The following is an 18,214-nucleotide window of genomic DNA, read 5'->3' on the forward strand; positions in this document are numbered from 1 at the left end:
ACTTCCTCTCATCTGGCGCAAACCAACCGTAATGCCCGAGGCTTCGGGGTAGATCTGAGAACTTGTCACGGAACCCGGTCGGGTGATCCGGGGACGGGTCAGTTCGGGGCGGGCTGGTCCAGGATGGCGCTGAACCGCTCCTCGGCAAGGTCCAGCTGGCCGAAGATGTGCCGCTTCACCGCTGGCGACAACGGGGTGTCCGGCCGGCCGATCAGGTCCCGGAACAGCGGCACCAGCGGTCGGTACTTCCGAGCCGACGAGATCACCTTCGGCCCGACCGTGTGGATCACGCCCACCCCGTTGTCGGTGAAGTCCGACACCTTGATCACCCGGGCCCAGGGCTCCCGGTCCAGGCTGACCGCCAGATGCTCCCGGTACTGCGCGTTGCGGTCCCGCTCGGGGTCGTACACCGGATTGGTGACCGCGGCGACCAGGGTGGCCACCCGTGGCCCGAACCGCGCGGCGAGCGCGGCCAGCGCGGCCCCGGTCGGGTCGGTGCCCGGGTCGCCATCGGCCAGCTCGACCGGATGGTCCTCCACCGCGTCGTGCAGCAGACCGGCGACGATCACGTCCACGTCCCGCACCTGGTAGTGGTGCATCAGCCGGATCGCCACCCGCAGCAGGTGGTTCAGGTACGGCTCGCGGACCCGTCGATCGTCGCGGTGCAGCTCGGCGGCGAGGTCGAGCGCGGCGGTCAACCGCGCCCGGGCGGCGTCGTCGAACTGCTGAACCTCCAACCGGAAACGTTCCAGCAGGCCCGGTTCGCCGTGGATCTCGGTGATCGCGTGCATTGGCATGCTGCCCAGGTGCGGCGGGAAGTCCATGCGTCACTTATAGCCGATCTTCACCAGATCGATGAGCCCGTACGTCGCCGACCCGACCGCGAGTCGCGGGCGCGCCGAGCCGTCAGATCGGCAGCCGATCGGCGCCGGCGAGCGGGCCCACCAGGAGGGGGACCAGCGGCGCTGGCAGCACGGGGTCGCGGCGCAGGGTGGGCGTCCAGCCCGCGTCCGCGGCCAGGTCGGGGTCATGTGTCGCGTTGTACGCCGCCAGCAGGTCGACCGGTCGGGCCGCGCCGCCGCCCTGACGGACCCAGGATCCACGCTCGGTCACCGCGGTGCCGCCCCAGTCGTAGAGCAGGTCCGCCGGGTCGACCGCCGCGTCCACAGTGAAGAAGTTGTTCTGCGCGTAGATCGCCGACTGGACACCGATGCCGAGCGCGTACTGGAAGTCGTCCCCACCGAGCCGGTAGTGGTTGTTGTAGACGTCGACCTGACCGAAACGCACCCGGGGCAGCCGTTGCAGGACGCCGTCGAAGAGGTTGTGGTGCACTGTGACCTTCAGCCGGCCCACGTCCGGCCCGACCGTGTTGGACGAGCCGATCAACAGCAGCTTGTCCCGACCGGTGAAGCGGTTCCAGGAGGCGGTGACCAGGCTGGCGGTGTGCGTGACGTCCAGCGACCCGTCGTGCACCTGGTACGGCCGACCGAAGTGGACCGGCTGGGCGCTGTCCGGGTTGTCGCCGTCGGTGAAGGTGTTGTGGTCGACCCAGACGTTCTCGCTGCGGCGTACCGAGATCTGGTCGTACTGGCTGTTCCAGTTGCCGGCGTCGCCGTCGGTCGGCGACCAGGCGGGGAAGCAGTCCCGGGCGTCGACGAGGGTCAGGTTGCGGACGATGACGTTCGACGCCCGGTCGATCATGAGGGTGAGGCCGGTCAGTCGAGCGCCGCGCAGGCCGACGATGGTGGTGTTCGGCCCGACGTTGATCTGGGTCTGCCGGGTCTGGTTGGTCACCGAACGCACCCGAGCCTCCTCCAGCGGCCCGCTCGGTGGCACCCGTCCCCACACCGCCGGGTCGTACGCGGCCAGGTAGGCGTCCAACCGGTATCCGGGGTCGGCCAGGTCGGCGCAGCTCAGCGGCGTGCCGTCGGGCCCCTCGAAGCCGTCGATCGCACCGTCGACGTAGATGAGCTTCGGGGTGGCGTCGGCGGCGTTGCCGGCGTTGTCGCCGCCCAGCGCGGCGACCAGTTCCGCGCGGCTGTGGACCACCCGGGTCCGCTCGGGAGTGGCCGCCGAGCCGCCGGTGGTGCCGGGGCCGTCGGCCGCCCAACCATCGCGCTCGGGCAGTGTCTGCCGGCCGAGGCGGTCGGCCAACCAGGAGAGCCGGTCGGCGGGCGGGACGTCCGGACGGGCAGCGGCGGCGGCCGGGGCGGCGCCGAGAAGAAGGGCGACAACCGTGGCGCCGCCGAGGACTCTGCGCATCGACACTCTCCGTTCGTCGGTGGTGGAGGTTTCGTCTATCCGGCCAGCTCGGCGCGGTACGCGCCAGACGCCCACGGCACCCCCAGCTCGCTCGGCAGCGCCCCCCGCTCAGCCGCCCGGCGCAACACGTCGACGACGCCCCGCAGGTGGCGGACCCGCTCCCCGCCCTCGCCGAGGGTGGTCACCAACTCGCCGTCGAGCAGCCGGGGCTCCGGCGCGGGCCGCAACGCGTCCAGCAGCGCGGTGAACGGCGCGGTACGGGCCAGCGGCGCGATCAGTGGCACCCCCGACGGATCGACCCGGTGGGCGAGCAGGTTCTCCAGCAGCCCCAGTCGCCCCGGCACCCGGCGGGTCACCACGTCCCCGGGCAGGCGCAGCCGGTCGGTCGGGTACTCCAGCACCGCCTGCCCCGTCGTACCGGTCACCACCACCTCGCCCGCCACGAACTCCTCGGCAGCCAGGGTCACCGCCACCAGCACCGGCGGCCCGGCGCGGAACCGGACCCGCAACACGGCGGTGTCCTCCACCTCGATCGGCCGGACCCGATAGCGTTCCACCTCGATCGCGACCGGCCACGGCGTCGCTCCGGCGAGCGCCTCGGCGATCGCCAGGCACTGCATCACCGCGTGCGCGAGCGGGTTGACGAGCGCGCCGTCCAGCACCGGCCGGCCGTCCAACGTCCGTCGACCGGCCCAGGGGGAGCGGGCGTAGTAGGCGTCCGGCCGAAGCCACGCGGCGATGGTGGAGATGCCGGTGACAGTGCCCAGCCGGCCGGCGGCCAGCGCGTCGGTCAGCGCGGTGAGGGCCGCCGAGCCGAGCGCCTGGAAGCCGACCTGGGCCACCCGACCGGCCGCGGTGAGGGCCCAGGTCAGCTCCTCGTGCTCGGCCAGCGACAGCACCGGCGGCTTCTCCAGCAGCAGATCCGCGCCGGTGGCCAGGGCGTCGCGGGCGATCGCCAGATGGGTGTGCGGAGGCGTGCAGATCACCACCACCTCCGGTCGGGTGGCGGCGAGCATCGTCCGGTGGTCGGTGAACACCGCCACCCCCGGCGGCACCGGGGCGGCCGGGTCGTCCTCCACCGGTCGGACGTCGACCAGGGCGACCAACCGCAACCGACCGGCGGCGTGCAGGGGCGCGATGACCCGCCGGTGCCAGCGACCGTGCCCGTTCGCCCCGATCACCGCCACCCGGGGCGGCGGGGTGGCCCCGCTCACCGCCGACCGGCCCGGACGGACCCGCTCACCGCGCACCGGCCAGGGTGGCCTCGACGCCGTGCCGCTCCAACGCGGTCAGCCAGGCGATCACATCGGCGCGGACCTCGTCGTCCTCGGCCACCTCGACCGGGATGACGTCGCGCAGCGCGAAGACCGCGTCGACAGCGCCCGCCGGGCTCTGCGACCCGGCGTCCAGGGCGGCCCGGATCGGCCCCGCCAGTGGGTCCTGGAACGGCAACGGCCGGCCGTCGTCGGCGTACCCCAGCGCGAAGCGCAACCAGGACGCCACGACCAGCGCGCCCCAGCGCGCGGACCGACCGGTCGCGCGCAGGTCGGCGATGGTGTGCAGGACGCGCTGCGGCAGCTTCTGCGAGCCGTCGATAGCCACCTGGAGGGTGCGGTGGTGGATTGCCGGATTACCGAAACGGGCGAGGGCCTGCTCGCCGTAGTCGACCACCCGCACCCCGTCCGGCGGGGTGAAGCTGGCCGCCACGTCCTCGGCGATCAGCCGGCGCAGCACGTCACGCAGGTGCGGGATCTCCAGCGCGTCGGCGATCGTCTCCCGACCGGCCAACGCTCCGAGGTAGGCGATGGCGGAGTGCACCCCGTTGAGGGCGCGCAGCTTCAACCGCTCCCACGGGCCGGCGTCGTCGGTGAGCACCGCCCCGGCGAACTCCCAGCCGGGCCGACCACCGGGGAAGTCGTCCTCGATCACCCACTGCGCGTACGGCTCGGCGGCCACGGCGGCCAGGTCGGTCACGCCGAGCGCCCGCCGGGCCGCCTCGATCGTCTCCGGGGTGCTGGCCGGCACGATCCGGTCCACCATGGTGCCCGGGCAGGTGACGTTGCCGGCCACCCACTCGACGAGCCCGGCGGGCACCCCGCCGGCCCGGCCGACCGCCTGGTCGAGCATGCCGCGCAGTCGACGACCGTTGGCCGGCAGGTTGTCGCAGCTCACCAGAGCCACCGGCCCGGCGTCCGCGGCGGCCCGGGCGGCCAGCCCGCGCAGCAGCAGCCCCGGCACCGTGGTCGGCGCTCGGCCGCCGGCCAGGTCCGCGGCGAGCGCCGAGTCCGGGGACAGCCGGCCGGTCACCGGGTCGAGGTGGTACGCCTTCTCGGTGACGGTCAGGGTCACCACGCGGACCGCCGGGTCGGCGAGCAACGCCACCACGGCGTCCGGGTCGCTGGGCGCGTGCCGGACCCCGCTCAGTGCACCCACCACCCGGGTGGAGCTGCCGGCGGCGGAGAGGGCGCTGACGCTGAACAGGTTGTCCTGCGCGGCGATCGCCTCGACCACCGCCGTGCTGCGCGGCGCGACGGCCACGATGCCCCAGTCACCCCCGGCCGCGCCGACCGCCGCCTCGGTGAACACGGCCTGGTGGGCCCGGTGGAACGCGCCCAACCCCAGGTGTACGACGCCGGTCGGCACGGTACCCGGCCGGATCAGCGGGCGGGCCTCGGCGGGCAGCCGGCGCAGCATGCCCAGGCCGAGCCGGGAGGCCCCGACGGTCACCGCCATGCCGGGCCGTCCGGGAAGCGGAACTCGGCGATCGACGCGGGTTTCATGGTGGCGCTGTAACCGGGCCGTTCGGGCAGCAGGTATCGGCCACCGCGGGTCCGCACCGGATCGACGAAGTGCTCGTGCAGATGATCGACGTACTCGATCATCCGACCGTCCAGACCGGCGCCCACCCGCAGGTAGTCGAAGATCGCCAGGTGCTGGACGTACTCGCAGAGGCCCACGCCGCCGGCGTGCGGGCAGACCGGCACGCCGAACTTCGCCGCCAGCAGCAGCTCGGCCAGGACCTCGTTGACGCCGCCGACCCGGGCGGCGTCGACCTGCATCACCCCGATCGCCTCGGCCTGGAGCAGCTGCTTGAAGATCACCCGGTTGGCGGCCACCTCACCGGTGGCCACCCGGCAACGACCGCTGGTCAACTCGCCCACCGCGCGGGCGATCCGGGCGTGCCCGAGGATGTCGTCGGCGTGGGTGGGCTCCTCGATCCAGTACGGGTCCACCTCGGCCAGCGCCGCCATCGCGGTGATCGCCTCGTCGACGTCCCAGACCTGGTTGGCGTCCATCATCAACAGCGCGTCCGGGCCGATCTCCTCCCGGATGATCCGGGCCCGCCGCAGGTCGTCGGCGAGCGGGCCGCCGACCTTCATCTTCATCGCCCGCCAGCCGTCGGCGTACGCCTGCCGGGTCAGCGCCCGCACCTTGTCGTCGGGGTAGCCGAGCCAACCGACCGATGTGGTGTACGACGGGAAGCCGTCACGTTCGAGGGTGGCCAGCCGGTCGGTCAGCCCGTCGCGTCCCTTGTCGAGGATGGCCGCGGCCTCGTCCGGGGTGAGCGCGTCGGTGATGTGCTTGAAGTCGACGCTGGCCACGAGCTCGTCCGTGGGCAGGTCGGCGAGGAAGCGCCACATCGGCTTGCCGGCCAGGGTTGCCCGCAGATCCCACACCGCGTTGACCAGCGCGCCGGTCGCCATGTGGATGACGCCCTTCTCCGGGCCCAGCCAGCGCAGCTGCACGTCGGCGCTCAGCGAGCGCCAGAACGCCACCGGCTCGGCAGTGATCTCCTCGATGGTGCGCCCCTGGACGTGGTGGGCCAGGGCACGCACCGCCGCGCAGGTGATCTCGTTGCCCCGGCCGTTGGTGAAGGTGAACCCGGCGCCGCTCGGGCCGGCGTCGGTGCCCAGCTCCACGTACGTCGCCGAGTAGTCGCCCCGGTTGATCGCGTCGGAGCCGTCGCCCCGGGCGGCGGTGGGGAACCGCACGTCGTGCACCTCGACGGAGGTGATGGTGACGGTCACTGGTCAGCCCTTCCGAAGTTGAAGACCCGCTTGGGCAGCCGGTACGCCAGGTCGACGATGGTCTCCGCGGCCTCGTCCATGGGCAGCCGGTGCTCGGCGACGAGCCGGGCCAGGAAGCCGGCGTCCACCCGGCGGGCCACGTCGTGGCGTACCGGGATGGAACAAAACGCCCGGGTGTCGTCGACGAACCCGGTGGTGTTGTAGAAGCCGGCGCTCTCGGTCACCGCCTCCCGGAACCGGCGCAGCACCTCCGGGGAGTCCAGGAACCACCAGGGCGCGCCGAGCAGCAGCGCGGCGTACCCGCCCGCGAGGGGCGCCAGCTCGCGGGTGAAGGTGTCCTCGTCGAGGGTGTAGAGCACCAGCCGCAGCCGGGGGTCGTTGCCGTAGCGCTCCAGCAGCGGGGCGAGCGCGCGCACGTACTCGGTGGCCTGCGGGATGTCGCCGCCGACGTCGCGGCCGTGCCGGGCGTGCAGCCACCGGTTGTGGTTGCGCACCGCGCCGGGGTGCAGCTGCATGACCAGGCCGTCGTCGAGCGACATCCGGGCGAACTCCACGAGCATGTGCGCCCGGAACGCCTCCGCGTCAGCGGCGTCGGCCTCGCCGCGCCGGCCCCGGTCGTAGAGCCGCTCGGCCTCGGCCGGGGTCAGATCCAGGGTGCGCGCGGTGGGGTGGCCGTGGTCGGCGGAGGTGGCGCCGGCGGCGATGAACGCGGCGCGTCGGGCCCGCAACGCCGCCAGGTAGCCGGCGTAGGTGCCGGTGTCCTCGCCGGCCCGGTCGCCGAGACGGTCCACGTTGGTCGACCAGCCCTCGAACTCCATGTCCACCACGTCGTCCGGGCGGAACGTGGTGACCACCCGCCCGCCCGGCCCGCCCCACCCGTCGGCGGCGAGTTTGGCGTGCTGCGCGAGGTCGTCCAGCGGCGACTCGGTGGTCGCGAGGACCTCGATGTTGAACCGCTCGAACAGCGCCCGGGGTCGGAAGTCCGGCTCGGCGAGCCGGGCCGCGATCTCGTCGTAGATGGCGTCGGCGGTGCCCGGGCGGAGCGGGGTGTGCACCCCGAAGACGGTGCGGAAGGTCTGCTCCAGCCACAGTCGCGACGGGGTGCCCCGGAACAGGTGCCAGTGCGCGGCGAAGCGTCGCCAGATCACCCGGCCGTCGGTCTCCACCGGGCTGCCGTCGCGGGTGGGCACCCCCAGATCCGCCGGGGGTACGCCCTGACTGAGCAGCATCCGGGTCAGGTAGTGATCGGGCACGATGAGCAGCTGCGCCGGGTCCGGGAAGGGTCGGTCCTCGGCGAGCAGGGCCGGGTCGACGTGCCCGTGCGGCGAGATGATGGGTTGCTCCGCCGCCAGGGCGTACAGCTCCCGGGCCAGCGCGCGCTGGCCCGGCTCGGGCGGCAGGAGCAGGTCGGTGTGGTCGAACGTGGGCACGGAGTGGGGCTCCTCGTCTCCTGTGTCAGCGGGGGGTGAGCAGGTCGGCGACGCGGACGGGTTGGCCGGTCTCGAAGGATCGGTTGGCGGCCAGGCCGGTGAGCAGGGCCAACGCGCCGTCGTCGGCGGTCGCGGCGCGGCCCAACGGGTCGGGTTGACCGCCGAGGAGCACCCCGGTCATCCGGGCGTCCGCGCCGCCGTGCCCGTGCCGGCTGCGGCCCTCCACCGGGATCTGCCGGGGCGGGGCCCAGAACGGGCGCAGGGTAAGCGTCGCACCACCGCCCTCGGCCGGCGCCTCGGCACCGTGCAGCGCGGCGCCCTTGACCGCGCCGGCGGTGCCCCGGTCGACGTAGTCGTTCTCGGCCACGTTCAGCTCCAGTCGGCCCCGGCTGCCGTTGACCATCACCCGGTAGCCCTCCCAGGGCGCGTACGCGGTGAGGTGGTAGGTCATGGTGGCGCCGGTGGAGTAGCGGGCCAGCACCGCCATGTCGTCCTCGATGCTCACCCCGGGCGCGAAGACGTTGCGGTCGCGCTGGTAGCCGTCCTCGGCCTCGGCGTCGAGGTACAGCTCGCGCAGCCGGGGATGCGCGTCCAGCCGCAGGGCGAACGGGTCGTCGGCGGCGGCGGGGGAGCCGTGCGCCCGGTCGTAGTCGCGGGCGTACCCGTGCCGGCGACCGTCCTCGCCGTAGAAGAAGAGTCGGCCGGCCGCGTACACCTCGACGGGCGTGGCGGCCAGCCACCAGTTGACCAGGTCGAAGTGGTGACTGGCCTTGTGCACCATCAGCCCGCCGGAGGTGGCCTTGTCGCGGTGCCATCGGCGGAAGTAGTCGGCGCCGTGGCGGACGTCGAGCAGCCACTCGAAGTGCACCGAGCCGATCTCGCCGACCGCGCCCTCGGCGAGCAGCCGGCGAACCTGTTCGTGCAGCGGGTTGTAGCGGTAGTTGAAGGCGACTGTCACTCGCCCGCCGGTCTCGGTGACAGTGTCCAGGATCCGCCGGCAGCGGGCCGCGTCCACTGTCATCGGCTTCTCGGTGACGACCTCCCGGCCGGCGCGCAGCGCTGCCACCACGTACTCGTCGTGGGTGACGTCCACGCTGGTGACCAGGACGACGTCGACGCGTTCCTTGTCCAGCATCGTGGCGAAGTCACCGGCCGGGTACGTGGGCACCTGGCGTTGACCCAGCTCGCCCAGCCAGCGGTTGTGCGCGTCCATCCGGGCCTGGTTCACGTCGGCGAAGGCGACCAGCTCGGTGGTGTCGGCGTGGTCGAGCACCAGCGCCCGGACGAACATCTCGGCCCGCGCCCCGGTGCCCACGACGGCGTACCGGACCCGTCCGGCGGCTCTCGGTGACATGCGGTCGCCTCCCGTGAGTGCTGCAAAGGTTTGCAGTGAAGTAATCACGATCGATGCGTTCACGTCAACGAAGACGGCGTGATCGGTGTCATTTGTCGGCGTTTGAGGGGTTGCAGGTGACCAAGGGGAGTGTGGGTGCAACGAAGCCGTAATCATTGACCGTTGACACTGGCGCAACCGTTTGCATTAATGGGCCACACCTGCGTGACCGCCACCACATCGGACGAAGGGGCCGCCGTGCCAGTCACCATCCGGGACGTCGCCCGAGCGTCCGGTGTGCACATCTCCACCGTGTCCCGCACCTTCTCCGCTCCCCACCTGGTCAACCCGGAGACCCGGGTCCGGGTGCTGGCCTGCGCGGAGGACCTGGGCTATCGGCCCAACCGCGCCGCCCGGGCCCTGATCACCGGGCGGACGCACAACATCGGGCTGATCATCGCGGACATCGCGAACCCGTTCTTCCCGCCGCTGATCAAGGCGGCGGAGAGCCAGGCCCGGCACCGCGACTACCACGTCTTCGTGGCCGACACCAACGAGGACCCGACCGCCGAGGAAGAGCTGGTCCACGCGCTGGCCAAGCAGGTGGACGGGGTGCTGCTGTGCAGCCCCCGGATGAGCAACAGCCTGATCGAGCAGCTCAGCCGCGAGGTGCCACTGGTCGTGGTGAACCGCCAGGTGACCGGCCTGCCCTGCGTGCTGATGGACGTCGGGCAGGGCGCCCGGTCGGCGATCGAGCACCTGGTCGGCCTGGGGCACCGCAGCATCGCGCTGCTCGGTGGACCGCGCAGCTCGTGGACCAACCGGGAGATGCGCCGTGCCGCCAGCGCGGCCGCCCGAGCCGGTGGCGCGGAGCTGACCATGCTCGGCCCCAACGCGCCCACCGAGGTCGGCGGCTCCGCCGTCGCCGAGCAGGTGCGACGCAGCGGCGTGTCGGCAGTGCTCGCCTACAACGACCTGATGGCGATCGGCCTGATCGAGGGGCTGGACGCGCTCGGGGTCCGGGTGCCGCAGGAGGTGAGCGTCGTCGGGGTCGACGACATCACCCTGAGCCGGCTGACCCGCCCCAAACTGACGACGGTGGCCACACCCACCGGGGCCGCCGGCCGGACGGCCGTCGACATGCTGCTGCAACAGGACATCGAGTCACCGCGCGGTGCGCGGGGGTCCGGTGCCGGCACGGCGCTCGGCGTCCGTCGTACCACCGCACAGGTAATGCTCCAGACCGACCTGGTCATCCGCGACTCGACCGGTCCGGGCCCGTACGCCCGACCGGCACGTCCCCTGGCCGCACCACGTGGCCCGGGCCCGCATTGCCCTGCGGACCCGGGCATCCCGACTGCGACCACCGGTGACGCCGTCGCCTCCTAATGCCGAGGAGTGAGCGCACATGCACCCCGCAACGCCCCCCACCACTGACGCGTCCGTCGGGCGCGCCCACCGTACCCCGCTGCCCCGGCGGCACCTGCTGCGTGGCCTGCTCGCCGTGACGGTCGCCGCACCGCTGATGTTCGGCGCTGCCGCCTGCGGAGACGACGGCGGCGACGCCGCCGACCCGAACGCGCCGGTGAAGCTCTCGATCTTCTGGTGGGGCGGCGACGCCCGGGCCAAGCTGACCGAGGACGCGCTGGCGCTCTACACCAAGAAGCACCCGAACGTGACCTTCGAGAAGACCTGGCAGGCCAACCAGGGCTACTTCGACAAGCTGGCCACCCTCACCGCCGGCGGCAACCCGCCGGACCTGTTCCAGATTGACGACAACTACCTCGCCGAGTACGCGGCCCGCAACACCACGCTTGACCTGACCTCGTACCAGGAGTCCGGGAAGCTGGACACCTCCAAGTTCCCCGAGAGCCTCTGGCAGTACGGCGTCGTCGACGGCAAGCTCGCCGGGCTGGCCGCCGGGGAGAACACCCAGGGCCTGGTCTACAACAAGACGCTGCTGACCAAGAACAACCTGCCCGAGCCGACCACCGGGATGAGCTGGGAGCAGCACATCGCCTGGGCCGAGCAGGTCACCGCGAAGACCAAGGTGCCCGGCACCCAGGACCCGAGCGCCGACTACAAGGCGTTCTGGGTCTGGCTGCGCCAACAGGGCAAGGACCTCTACCAGGGCAAGGAGCTGGGCTTCACGGCCGAGGACGTGACCAAGTGGTTCGACCTGTGGAAGGGCGCCCGGGACCGCAAGGCCACCCCGAGCGCCGACGTCATCCACGAGGGCAACTCCAGCGACGTCACCAAGCAACTGGTTGTCACCGGCAAGTCGGCGACCTCCTGGGTCTGGGCCAACCAGATGCCGGACCTGAAGAAGAACACCAAGGACGAACTGGGCGTGATCGCCTACCCCGGTGACCCGAGCGCGCAGTGGGCCCGTGCCTCGATGTACTGGTCGGTGTTCAAGGGCAGCAAGAACAAGGACGTCGCCGTCGACGTGATCAATTTCCTGAACAACGACGTCGAAGCGGTCAAGCTGCTCGGCACCGACCGTGGTCTGCCGTCCAACCTGGACCTGCGCCGGGTGGTCAGCGACGACACCACCGACCCGGCCATGAAGCAGTCCATCGCCGTCGAGGCGGAGCTGACCCAGAAGTTCGGCAAGTCACCGCAGGTGCCGATCAAGGGCCACAGCAAGGTGAAGTCCGAGCTGATCAAGGCCGCCGAGAACGCGCAGTACGGCCGGGCCACCCCCGCCGAGGCCGCCGCCCAGTTCATCGAGGCGTGCAAGTCCGCCATCGCCTGACCGCCCGAACAGGCGAGGAGAGGAGCTGTTCGTGGCGTTGACCACGGCACCCGACCCGACCCGACGCGGCCCCGGACCCGACCGGGCCCATGCTGACAGGCGTGGGCCCGGACGCTTCCGGCACAGCGAAGGTCTGGCGGGGTACGTCTTCCTGTCGCCGTGGCTCATCGGCCTGATGGGTGTCACGGCGATCCCCATGCTGCTGTCGCTCTACCTGAGCTTCACCAACTACGACATCCTCACCCCCTTCTCCGAGGTGGAGTGGGTGGGGTTGGCCAACTACGAGCGGATGTTCACCGCCGACCCGTCGTACTGGCACGCGGTGCGGGTCACGCTGACCTTCGCGCTGATCGCCGTACCGCTGAAGCTGGCCGCGGCGCTCGGCGTGGCGTTGCTGCTCAACCGCGCCTGGCGCGGCGTCGGGTTGTTCCGCGGGCTGTTCTACCTGCCGTCCCTGCTCGGCGGCAGCGTCGCGCTGGCCATCGTCTGGGTCAACATGTTCAACCGCGACGGCGCGTTCAACTCGCTGCTCAGTCTCTTCGGCATCACCGGCAAACCGTGGGTCAACGACCCCGACTGGGCCCTCGAAACACTGATGGTGCTGGCCATCTGGCAGTTCGGCGCACCGATGGTGATCTTCCTGGCCGGGCTCAAGCAGGTGCCCACCGAGCTGTACGAGGCCGCGTCCGTCGACGGGGCCGGCCGGTTCCGCCAGTTCCGCAACGTCACCCTGCCGATGCTCTCCCCGGTCATCTTCTTCAACCTGGTGCTGGAGACCATCAACGGCTTCCAGGGCTTCACCGCCGCGTTCGTGCTCAGCAACGGCACCGGCGGGCCGGTCGACTCCACCCTGATGTACACGCTGAACCTCTACATCACCGGCTTCACCGACCTCAACATGGGCTACGCCTCGGCGATGGCCTGGGTGTTCCTGCTCGCCATCGCGGTCATCACCGCGATCTTCTTCAGCACCGGACGGTTCTGGGTGCACTACTCCGACGGGGAGGACCGGTGATGGTGGCGGTGACCCCGACGACCGCAGCGCCGCCTAACGTGCGCCGACGCCCCGGCGGACGGCCCGTGCTGCGACTGCTGATCCTGGTGGCGATCGTCGCCGTGGTGCTCTACCCGCTGATCTGGATGGTGGGCACCTCGCTGAAGTCGCAGGAGGAGATCGTCAACAACGTCGGGCTGCTGCCCGAACGGTTCACCCCGGGCAACTACACCGCCGGGTGGTCCAACTTCGACGTCAGCTTCGGCCGGTTCTTCCTCAACAGCGCCATGGTCAGCCTGCTCACCGTCGTCGGCAACGGCCTCTCCTGCCTGCTGGCCGCGTACGCCTTCGCCCGGCTGCGGTTCCGGCTGCGCGGCATGTGGTTCGCCGTCATGATCGGCACGCTGCTGCTGCCGCAGCACGTGCTGATCGTGCCGCAGTACATCCTGTTCCGGACGTTGGGGCTGGTCGGCGGTGACTGGCCGTACCTGCCGCTGCTCATCCCGCAGTTCCTGGCCACCGAGGCGTTCTTCGTCTTCCTCATGGTGCAGTTCATGCGGGGCGTACCCCGGGAGCTGGACGAGGCGGCCCGCATCGACGGCGCCGGCCCGTTCGGCATCTTCCGGCACATCATCCTGCCGCTGAGCCGCCCGGCGCTGGTCACCACGGCGATCTTCTCGTTCATCTGGACCTGGAACGACTTCTTCCGCCAACTGGTCTTTCTGTCCCAACTGGAGGACTACACCGTCCCGGTCGCGCTGACCCTGTTCATCGACTCGACCAGCCAGAGCGCGGTCGGCCCGATGTTCGCCATGTCGGTGCTGTCGCTGTTGCCGGTCTTCCTGTTCTTCGTCGCGTTCCAGCGGATGCTCGTCGAGGGGATCAACACCAGTGGCATCAAGGGCTGAACCGGTGGACACCGGCGGGCGGCGGGACTGGCGCGACGTCGCCCGCGACGCCGCGGACCTGGCCCTGCTGGGCATCCTGCTGACCCTCGCGGCGGTCCCCCTGCTCACCGCCGCCGCGGCGGCGGGCACGGCCAGCGCGGCGGTGCACGACTGGACGCGTACCGGCAGTTGGCCCTCGGCACGCACGACAGTGCGCCGGTTCGGCCGCGCGGTGCTGCCCGGTGTGCCGGTCAGCCTGCTGGCGCTCGCCGCCACCGCGCTGCTCGCCGCCGACCTGGCGGCGCTGGCCACCGGCCGGGTGCCCGGCGGCCCGGCTGCGCTGCTGGTGACGGCGCTGGTCGCGGCCGGCCTGGCCGGGTACGCCGGGCTGGTCGTCGTCGAGGTGGGTGGTAACGGGGGCGTGCGGTGGCGGGCCTCAGCCCGCTCCGCCGCGCGCGCCTGCCTCGACGCGCCCATCCGCTGGGCGGCGCTCACCGGGGTCGTCACACTCGCCGGGCTGCTCACCGTCCTGGTCACCCCGGTCGCGGTGCCGATCCTCGCCGGCTACACGGTGGCAGCCCTGCACGCCGTCGCCAATCGCCGGCCGGTCTCCGTCGCCGTCGCCGGCCCTGGGGAGCTGCCGTGAGCGGGGAGCCGGTGCGGCTGACGGTCGGGGCCACGGAGGTGGCCGAGTACGTGCTCGACCCGGCGCTGGACGCGCGACACGGTCCCCGGCCGTACCTGCACCCGGTGCGCACGCTCGGCGGAACGGTGGTCACCGACGCGCTCCCCGCCGACCACGTGTGGCACCTCGGCGCGTCCCTCGCGGTTCAGGACGTCGACGGCAGCAACCTCTGGGGCGGGCGCACCTACGTCCGCGACGTCGGCTACACCTGGCGCGACGACCACGGCGTCATCGCGCACACCGGTGAGGTCGAACGGTCCCCGGGCCGGTACGCGCACGATCTCCAGTGGCGCGACCGGACCGGCGGGGTGCTGCTGACCGAGCGGAGGTGGCTCGCCGCGTCGGTGGTCACACCGGACGCCTGGCGCCTCGACGTGGAGTCCGTCCTCGTCGCCCCGGACGACCGGGAGATCCGGCTGGGCAGTCCGGCCACCAACGGCCGCCCGGGTGGGGCCGGCTACGGCGGGTTCTTCTGGCGGGCCGCCGCCGACGGTGAACCGGCGGTGTTCACCGCCGACGCGGTCGGGGAGGAGACGGTCAACGGCAGCGCGGCGCCGTGGCTCGCGCTGACCGGCGCCCGGTCGGGCGGCGGGGCGTACACCCTGGTCTTCTCGGGGCTCGGCCGCGACGACAGGTGGTTCGTGCGGACCGGGATGTATCCGGGGGTCTGTGTGGCGTTCGCGTTCGACCGTCCGGCGGTGGTGCCGGCCGGTGGGAGCCGGCACGGCCGGTACCTGGTGTGGGTGGCCGACGGGACCCTCGACCGGGACGCGGTGACGGCCCTCGTCGCGCTGACGCCGTGAGTGCGGATCAGCCGGAACGGTCGATCAGCTCACGGATCGCGACCTGGTACGCGGCCTGGGTGTGGTACGGCCAGTGTCCTTCGATCGGCGGCGGCACGGTGTCCGCCGGGTCGATGGTCAGGCTGCGGGGATCACGCAGTCGGACGTCGACGTCCGGCGGTGTTCCGGGCGAGCCCGGCGGGAAGATCGGCCCGCCGATCGGGTCGGTGTCCCGCCACAGGTTGCGCCACCGCCACCCGATCCGCCCACCCAGGTCGTGCAGCGTCCGCGGTCCGAAGTACGCGGGGTAGAGCCGCGCGTAGGTGCGCCGCAGCGGTGACCCGTAGGTCAACAGCGACACCCGGGTCAGCACGGCCGGCGGTAGGTGCAGGATGGTGGCGGCGGCGAGCACCGAGCCGTGGCTGTGCCCGGAGATGACCACCGGGCCCCGCGCGGTGAGCCCGGTGACCCGTTTCGCCAGCTCCGGGACGGCGCGGGCGGCGTAGCAGGGCGGCGCGAACGGGTGGACCGTCCGGGGCCAGAAGGTGCCCAGGTCCCACAGCACCGCCACCACCCGCCGGGTCTGCGCCGACCGGTACGCGCGGAACCCGAGGATCAGCAGGCAGATCACCAGCAGGCTGATCACCCAGACACCGGCGTCGGTGACGTAGGCGAGCACGACGGCTGCGCGGCCGTCCCCGCCCAGCCGGTCCGCGAGCTGGGTGGGACCGATCCCGATCACGTCGAAGGCGACGGTGGTCAGCCCGAGCGACGCGATCAACAGGAACGCGAGCAGCACCGGGCCGAGCTCCTCGGTGACCCGGGACCGGGCGATGGTCTCCCGGACCACGCGCAGCCGGTGCGCGTCCGCCGCCGGCACGTCGGGGTAGTCCCGTTCGATGATCCGTGCCGCCAACCGCCGTCGCCGTCGCCGACTCAGCAGGAGGGTCACGGAGGTCACCGCCGCCCCGATCAGCAGCGCGGCGAGCCCGGCGAGCGCTGCCCACCAGTAGGCCACCGGCGGGTCCAGCGGGCCGACGATCGGCGGGTTGGGCCGGATCGGGTCGGGGATGTCGCCGTGGTCGAGGGCGTCGGCGACGCGGTAGACCAGAGTCGCGGTGAAGGCGGCGCCGATGCTCACCGCCGCCGCAGCCATGACCGGGGTGCCCAGCCCGCGCAGGACGGGGCGCTCGTCGCCGCGGGCGGCACGCTGGCGGGTGTACGTGACGACGGTGAGCACGACGAGCAGGACACCCTGCGTGGCGACCACCCCGGCGGCGGCGCCCTCGTACCCGGGCAGTTTGCCCGAGCCGGACGGTGTCGCGTCCGCCAGCGTGGCCGAGCCGAGGCACAACACGGTCGCCACCACTGTGGTCGCCCACAGGGGTCGCAGGATCCGTCGGGCCCGCACCGGGCTGGTCGGCACGGGCAGGGCGAGGAGCACCACGCTCGCCCCGAGCAGGCCGACGGCGATCACGAACAGCACGACGTGACCGATCCCGCCCGGTGCGACGCCGGCCAGCAGGGCGACGTTCAGCGTCCCGATGCCGAGCACCACATGGACCTGCCGTAGCCAACCGGTGACGTGCGCGTCCTGCCAGAAACCGGCGTCGGTGAGGCTCTGGTCCCGGTCGTCGGAGCGGGGTTGCGCCGCCAACGGGCCGAACCCCTCGAAGGCCCGCGCCGACCGGGTGCCGATGGCCCAGACGACCCACAGCGCCAGCAGGGGAACGAGCGACAGCAGGGCCAGCCGGGGCCCGGCCGGGACGGTGTGCAGCCAGGCCAGGTAGGGGCGGCTGGCCCGGCACCCGGGGTACGGCACGCACTGCCAGCCGACCAGGTCGAGGGTGACGCCCACCGCCGCCAGCACGAACGTGGCCGTGAGGGTGCCGGCGAGCACCCGGCACAGCAGGCCGAGCAGCCCCCACCTGTCGTGCCCCGCCGGCCGGAGCCAGATCGCCAGGTTGCTCAACATGAAGGGCAGCAGCAGCAACATCGAGGCCGTCCGTACCGCCGCGCCGGCGGTCAGCGAACCCCAGCGGTATGCCTCGACGGCAACCCCGTCGGTGGCCCCGCCGGCGGTGCCGCTGCCAGGCCGGGGCCGGAAGAAGCCCGCATGCGTGTTCCCGGCGACCCGGGTCACGATCGGGTGGTCGAGGATCCGCTCGGCGGTGACGCCGGAGATGCCGTGCACGCGCAGCTCCACGGCGTCGCGCCCCGGCGTCTCGTCCACGCCGTCAGGGTCACAGACAATTCACCCAGGCGCTGCCGATACCGCAAAGGTCAACGGCTCGGAAGGGCGGCCGTTACCCGGATGGCCTTGACGATCGCCGGGATGGAGCCGATCAACAGCACCAGGCCCCAGATGATCGCGATGATCGCGAAGACCAGCGCCGCCACGTCGTCGACGATGCTGACCAGGATCACCGGCACCAGGTTGTGCAGGAACTCCAGCACGACGGTGCACAGCAGGGTGGTGAGGATCAGCAGGACGAGGCCCTTGTTCTGCAGGAAACGCGGTTGGGCCAGCACCAGCATCCCGGCCCACACCAGTTTGAGCAGCAGCACCAGCCCGAGCAGCACCGCCGCCTCACCGACCGGGAAGAAACCCCACAGCGCCAGGTAGGCCAGGGTGCCGAACGGGACGGCCAGGAACAGCGACACCATGATCATCAGCTCGACGAACGCGACGACCAGCGCGACCAACCCGACGATGATCAGGATGATCGAGAAGATCAGGCTGGCGACGCCCTGCACCCGACCCTGGACGCGCTCGGGCAGCAGCAGCCCCAGGCAGAACAGCCCGGTGCTCCAGACCGCCACCGCGTCGATCAGCGCCAGGTAGCCGGTGCCCCGACCGGACGGTTCGCTGACCCCGGACACGTCGTCGATCTCCACGTCCAGCGCGCCGGCGCTGTCGGCGAGGGCCGCGCCGGCGTCGGCGCCGCCGAGCAGCAGCCCAGCGCCGAGCTCCACCCCGATCGCCAGGACGATGGCGAGCATGGCCATCAGCAGGAACGGCTTGCGCAGGTCACCCACGGCGGCACCTTCCTCT

Annotated in this window: 15 protein-coding genes; 6 read left to right on the top strand and 9 right to left on the bottom strand. The window is 72.1% G+C overall.

Annotated elements, in window-relative coordinates; all coding sequences use genetic code 11:
• Window positions 1–98 precede the first annotated feature (98 nt).
• The 7 genes from ABZU43_RS16535 to ABZU43_RS16565 form a co-directional block, all read right to left on the bottom strand.
• Window positions 99–824, bottom strand: a complete 726-nt coding sequence (locus ABZU43_RS16535) for an HD domain-containing protein (RefSeq protein WP_091398550.1) — start codon at window positions 822–824, stop codon at window positions 99–101.
• Between the two features lie 82 nt (window positions 825–906).
• Window positions 907–2,262: a pectate lyase gene (locus ABZU43_RS16540; RefSeq protein ID WP_355007370.1), complete on the bottom strand. Its 1,356-nt coding sequence runs from the start codon at window positions 2,260–2,262 to the stop codon at window positions 907–909.
• Window positions 2,263–2,297: 35 nt separating this feature from the next.
• A complete protein-coding gene (locus ABZU43_RS16545) occupies window positions 2,298–3,512 on the bottom strand; it encodes a Gfo/Idh/MocA family oxidoreductase (protein WP_355007371.1) in 1,215 nt (404 codons plus the stop codon).
• On the bottom strand, window positions 3,502–4,995 hold the full coding sequence (locus ABZU43_RS16550) for a mannitol dehydrogenase family protein (RefSeq protein ID WP_355007372.1): 1,494 nt from the start codon (window positions 4,993–4,995) through the stop codon (window positions 3,502–3,504). The genes ABZU43_RS16545 and ABZU43_RS16550 overlap by 11 nt, the downstream gene beginning before the upstream one ends.
• Window positions 4,986–6,290, bottom strand: coding sequence for an enolase C-terminal domain-like protein (locus ABZU43_RS16555; RefSeq protein ID WP_355007373.1), 1,305 nt, complete (start codon window positions 6,288–6,290; stop codon window positions 4,986–4,988). The genes ABZU43_RS16550 and ABZU43_RS16555 overlap by 10 nt, the downstream gene beginning before the upstream one ends.
• Window positions 6,287–7,720, bottom strand: a complete 1,434-nt coding sequence (uxaC, locus tag ABZU43_RS16560; protein WP_355007374.1) for a glucuronate isomerase — start codon at window positions 7,718–7,720, stop codon at window positions 6,287–6,289. Before uxaC ends, ABZU43_RS16555 begins: the two co-directional genes overlap by 4 nt.
• A 25-nt stretch (window positions 7,721–7,745) precedes the next feature.
• Window positions 7,746–9,074, bottom strand: coding sequence for a Gfo/Idh/MocA family oxidoreductase (locus ABZU43_RS16565; RefSeq protein WP_355007375.1), 1,329 nt, complete (start codon window positions 9,072–9,074; stop codon window positions 7,746–7,748).
• 237 nt (window positions 9,075–9,311) lie between these two features.
• Here ABZU43_RS16565 and ABZU43_RS16570 point away from each other — a divergent pair, with 237 nt between their 5' ends.
• Genes ABZU43_RS16570 through ABZU43_RS16595 form a run of 6 tightly spaced genes read left to right on the top strand, consistent with a single transcriptional unit; the run spans window position 9,312 to window position 15,180 of the window.
• Window positions 9,312–10,442, top strand: coding sequence for a LacI family DNA-binding transcriptional regulator (locus ABZU43_RS16570; protein ID WP_355007376.1), 1,131 nt, complete (start codon window positions 9,312–9,314; stop codon window positions 10,440–10,442).
• 19 nt (window positions 10,443–10,461) lie between these two features.
• Window positions 10,462–11,811 carry an extracellular solute-binding protein gene (locus ABZU43_RS16575; protein WP_355007377.1) on the top strand — a complete coding sequence of 450 codons (1,350 nt, stop codon included), beginning with the start codon at window positions 10,462–10,464 and terminating at the stop codon, window positions 11,809–11,811.
• Window positions 11,812–11,842: 31 nt separating this feature from the next.
• A complete protein-coding gene (locus ABZU43_RS16580; RefSeq protein WP_355007378.1) occupies window positions 11,843–12,826 on the top strand; it encodes a sugar ABC transporter permease in 984 nt (327 codons plus the stop codon).
• Window positions 12,826–13,713 carry a carbohydrate ABC transporter permease gene (locus ABZU43_RS16585; RefSeq protein WP_355007379.1) on the top strand — a complete coding sequence of 296 codons (888 nt, stop codon included), beginning with the start codon at window positions 12,826–12,828 and terminating at the stop codon, window positions 13,711–13,713. The genes ABZU43_RS16580 and ABZU43_RS16585 overlap by 1 nt, the downstream gene beginning before the upstream one ends.
• Window positions 13,714–13,717: 4 nt before the next feature.
• Window positions 13,718–14,338, top strand: coding sequence for a hypothetical protein (locus tag ABZU43_RS16590; RefSeq protein WP_355007380.1), 621 nt, complete (start codon window positions 13,718–13,720; stop codon window positions 14,336–14,338).
• On the top strand, window positions 14,335–15,180 hold the full coding sequence (locus tag ABZU43_RS16595) for a PmoA family protein (RefSeq protein WP_355007381.1): 846 nt from the start codon (window positions 14,335–14,337) through the stop codon (window positions 15,178–15,180). The genes ABZU43_RS16590 and ABZU43_RS16595 overlap by 4 nt, the downstream gene beginning before the upstream one ends.
• A gap of 7 nt (window positions 15,181–15,187) precedes the next feature.
• Here ABZU43_RS16595 and ABZU43_RS16600 read toward each other — a convergent pair whose 3' ends face one another.
• Together ABZU43_RS16600 and ABZU43_RS16605 are read right to left on the bottom strand one after the other, a co-directional pair.
• A complete protein-coding gene (locus tag ABZU43_RS16600; RefSeq protein ID WP_355007382.1) occupies window positions 15,188–17,392 on the bottom strand; it encodes a hypothetical protein in 2,205 nt (734 codons plus the stop codon).
• Between the two features lie 50 nt (window positions 17,393–17,442).
• Window positions 17,443–18,198 (bottom strand): hypothetical protein, encoded by a 756-nt coding sequence (locus ABZU43_RS16605; protein ID WP_355007383.1) that lies wholly within the window; start codon window positions 18,196–18,198, stop codon window positions 17,443–17,445.
• Window positions 18,199–18,214 lie beyond the last annotated feature (16 nt).

The organism is Micromonospora sp. NPDC005205 (assembly GCF_040608275.1).
Lineage (GTDB): Bacteria > Actinomycetota > Actinomycetes > Mycobacteriales > Micromonosporaceae > Micromonospora.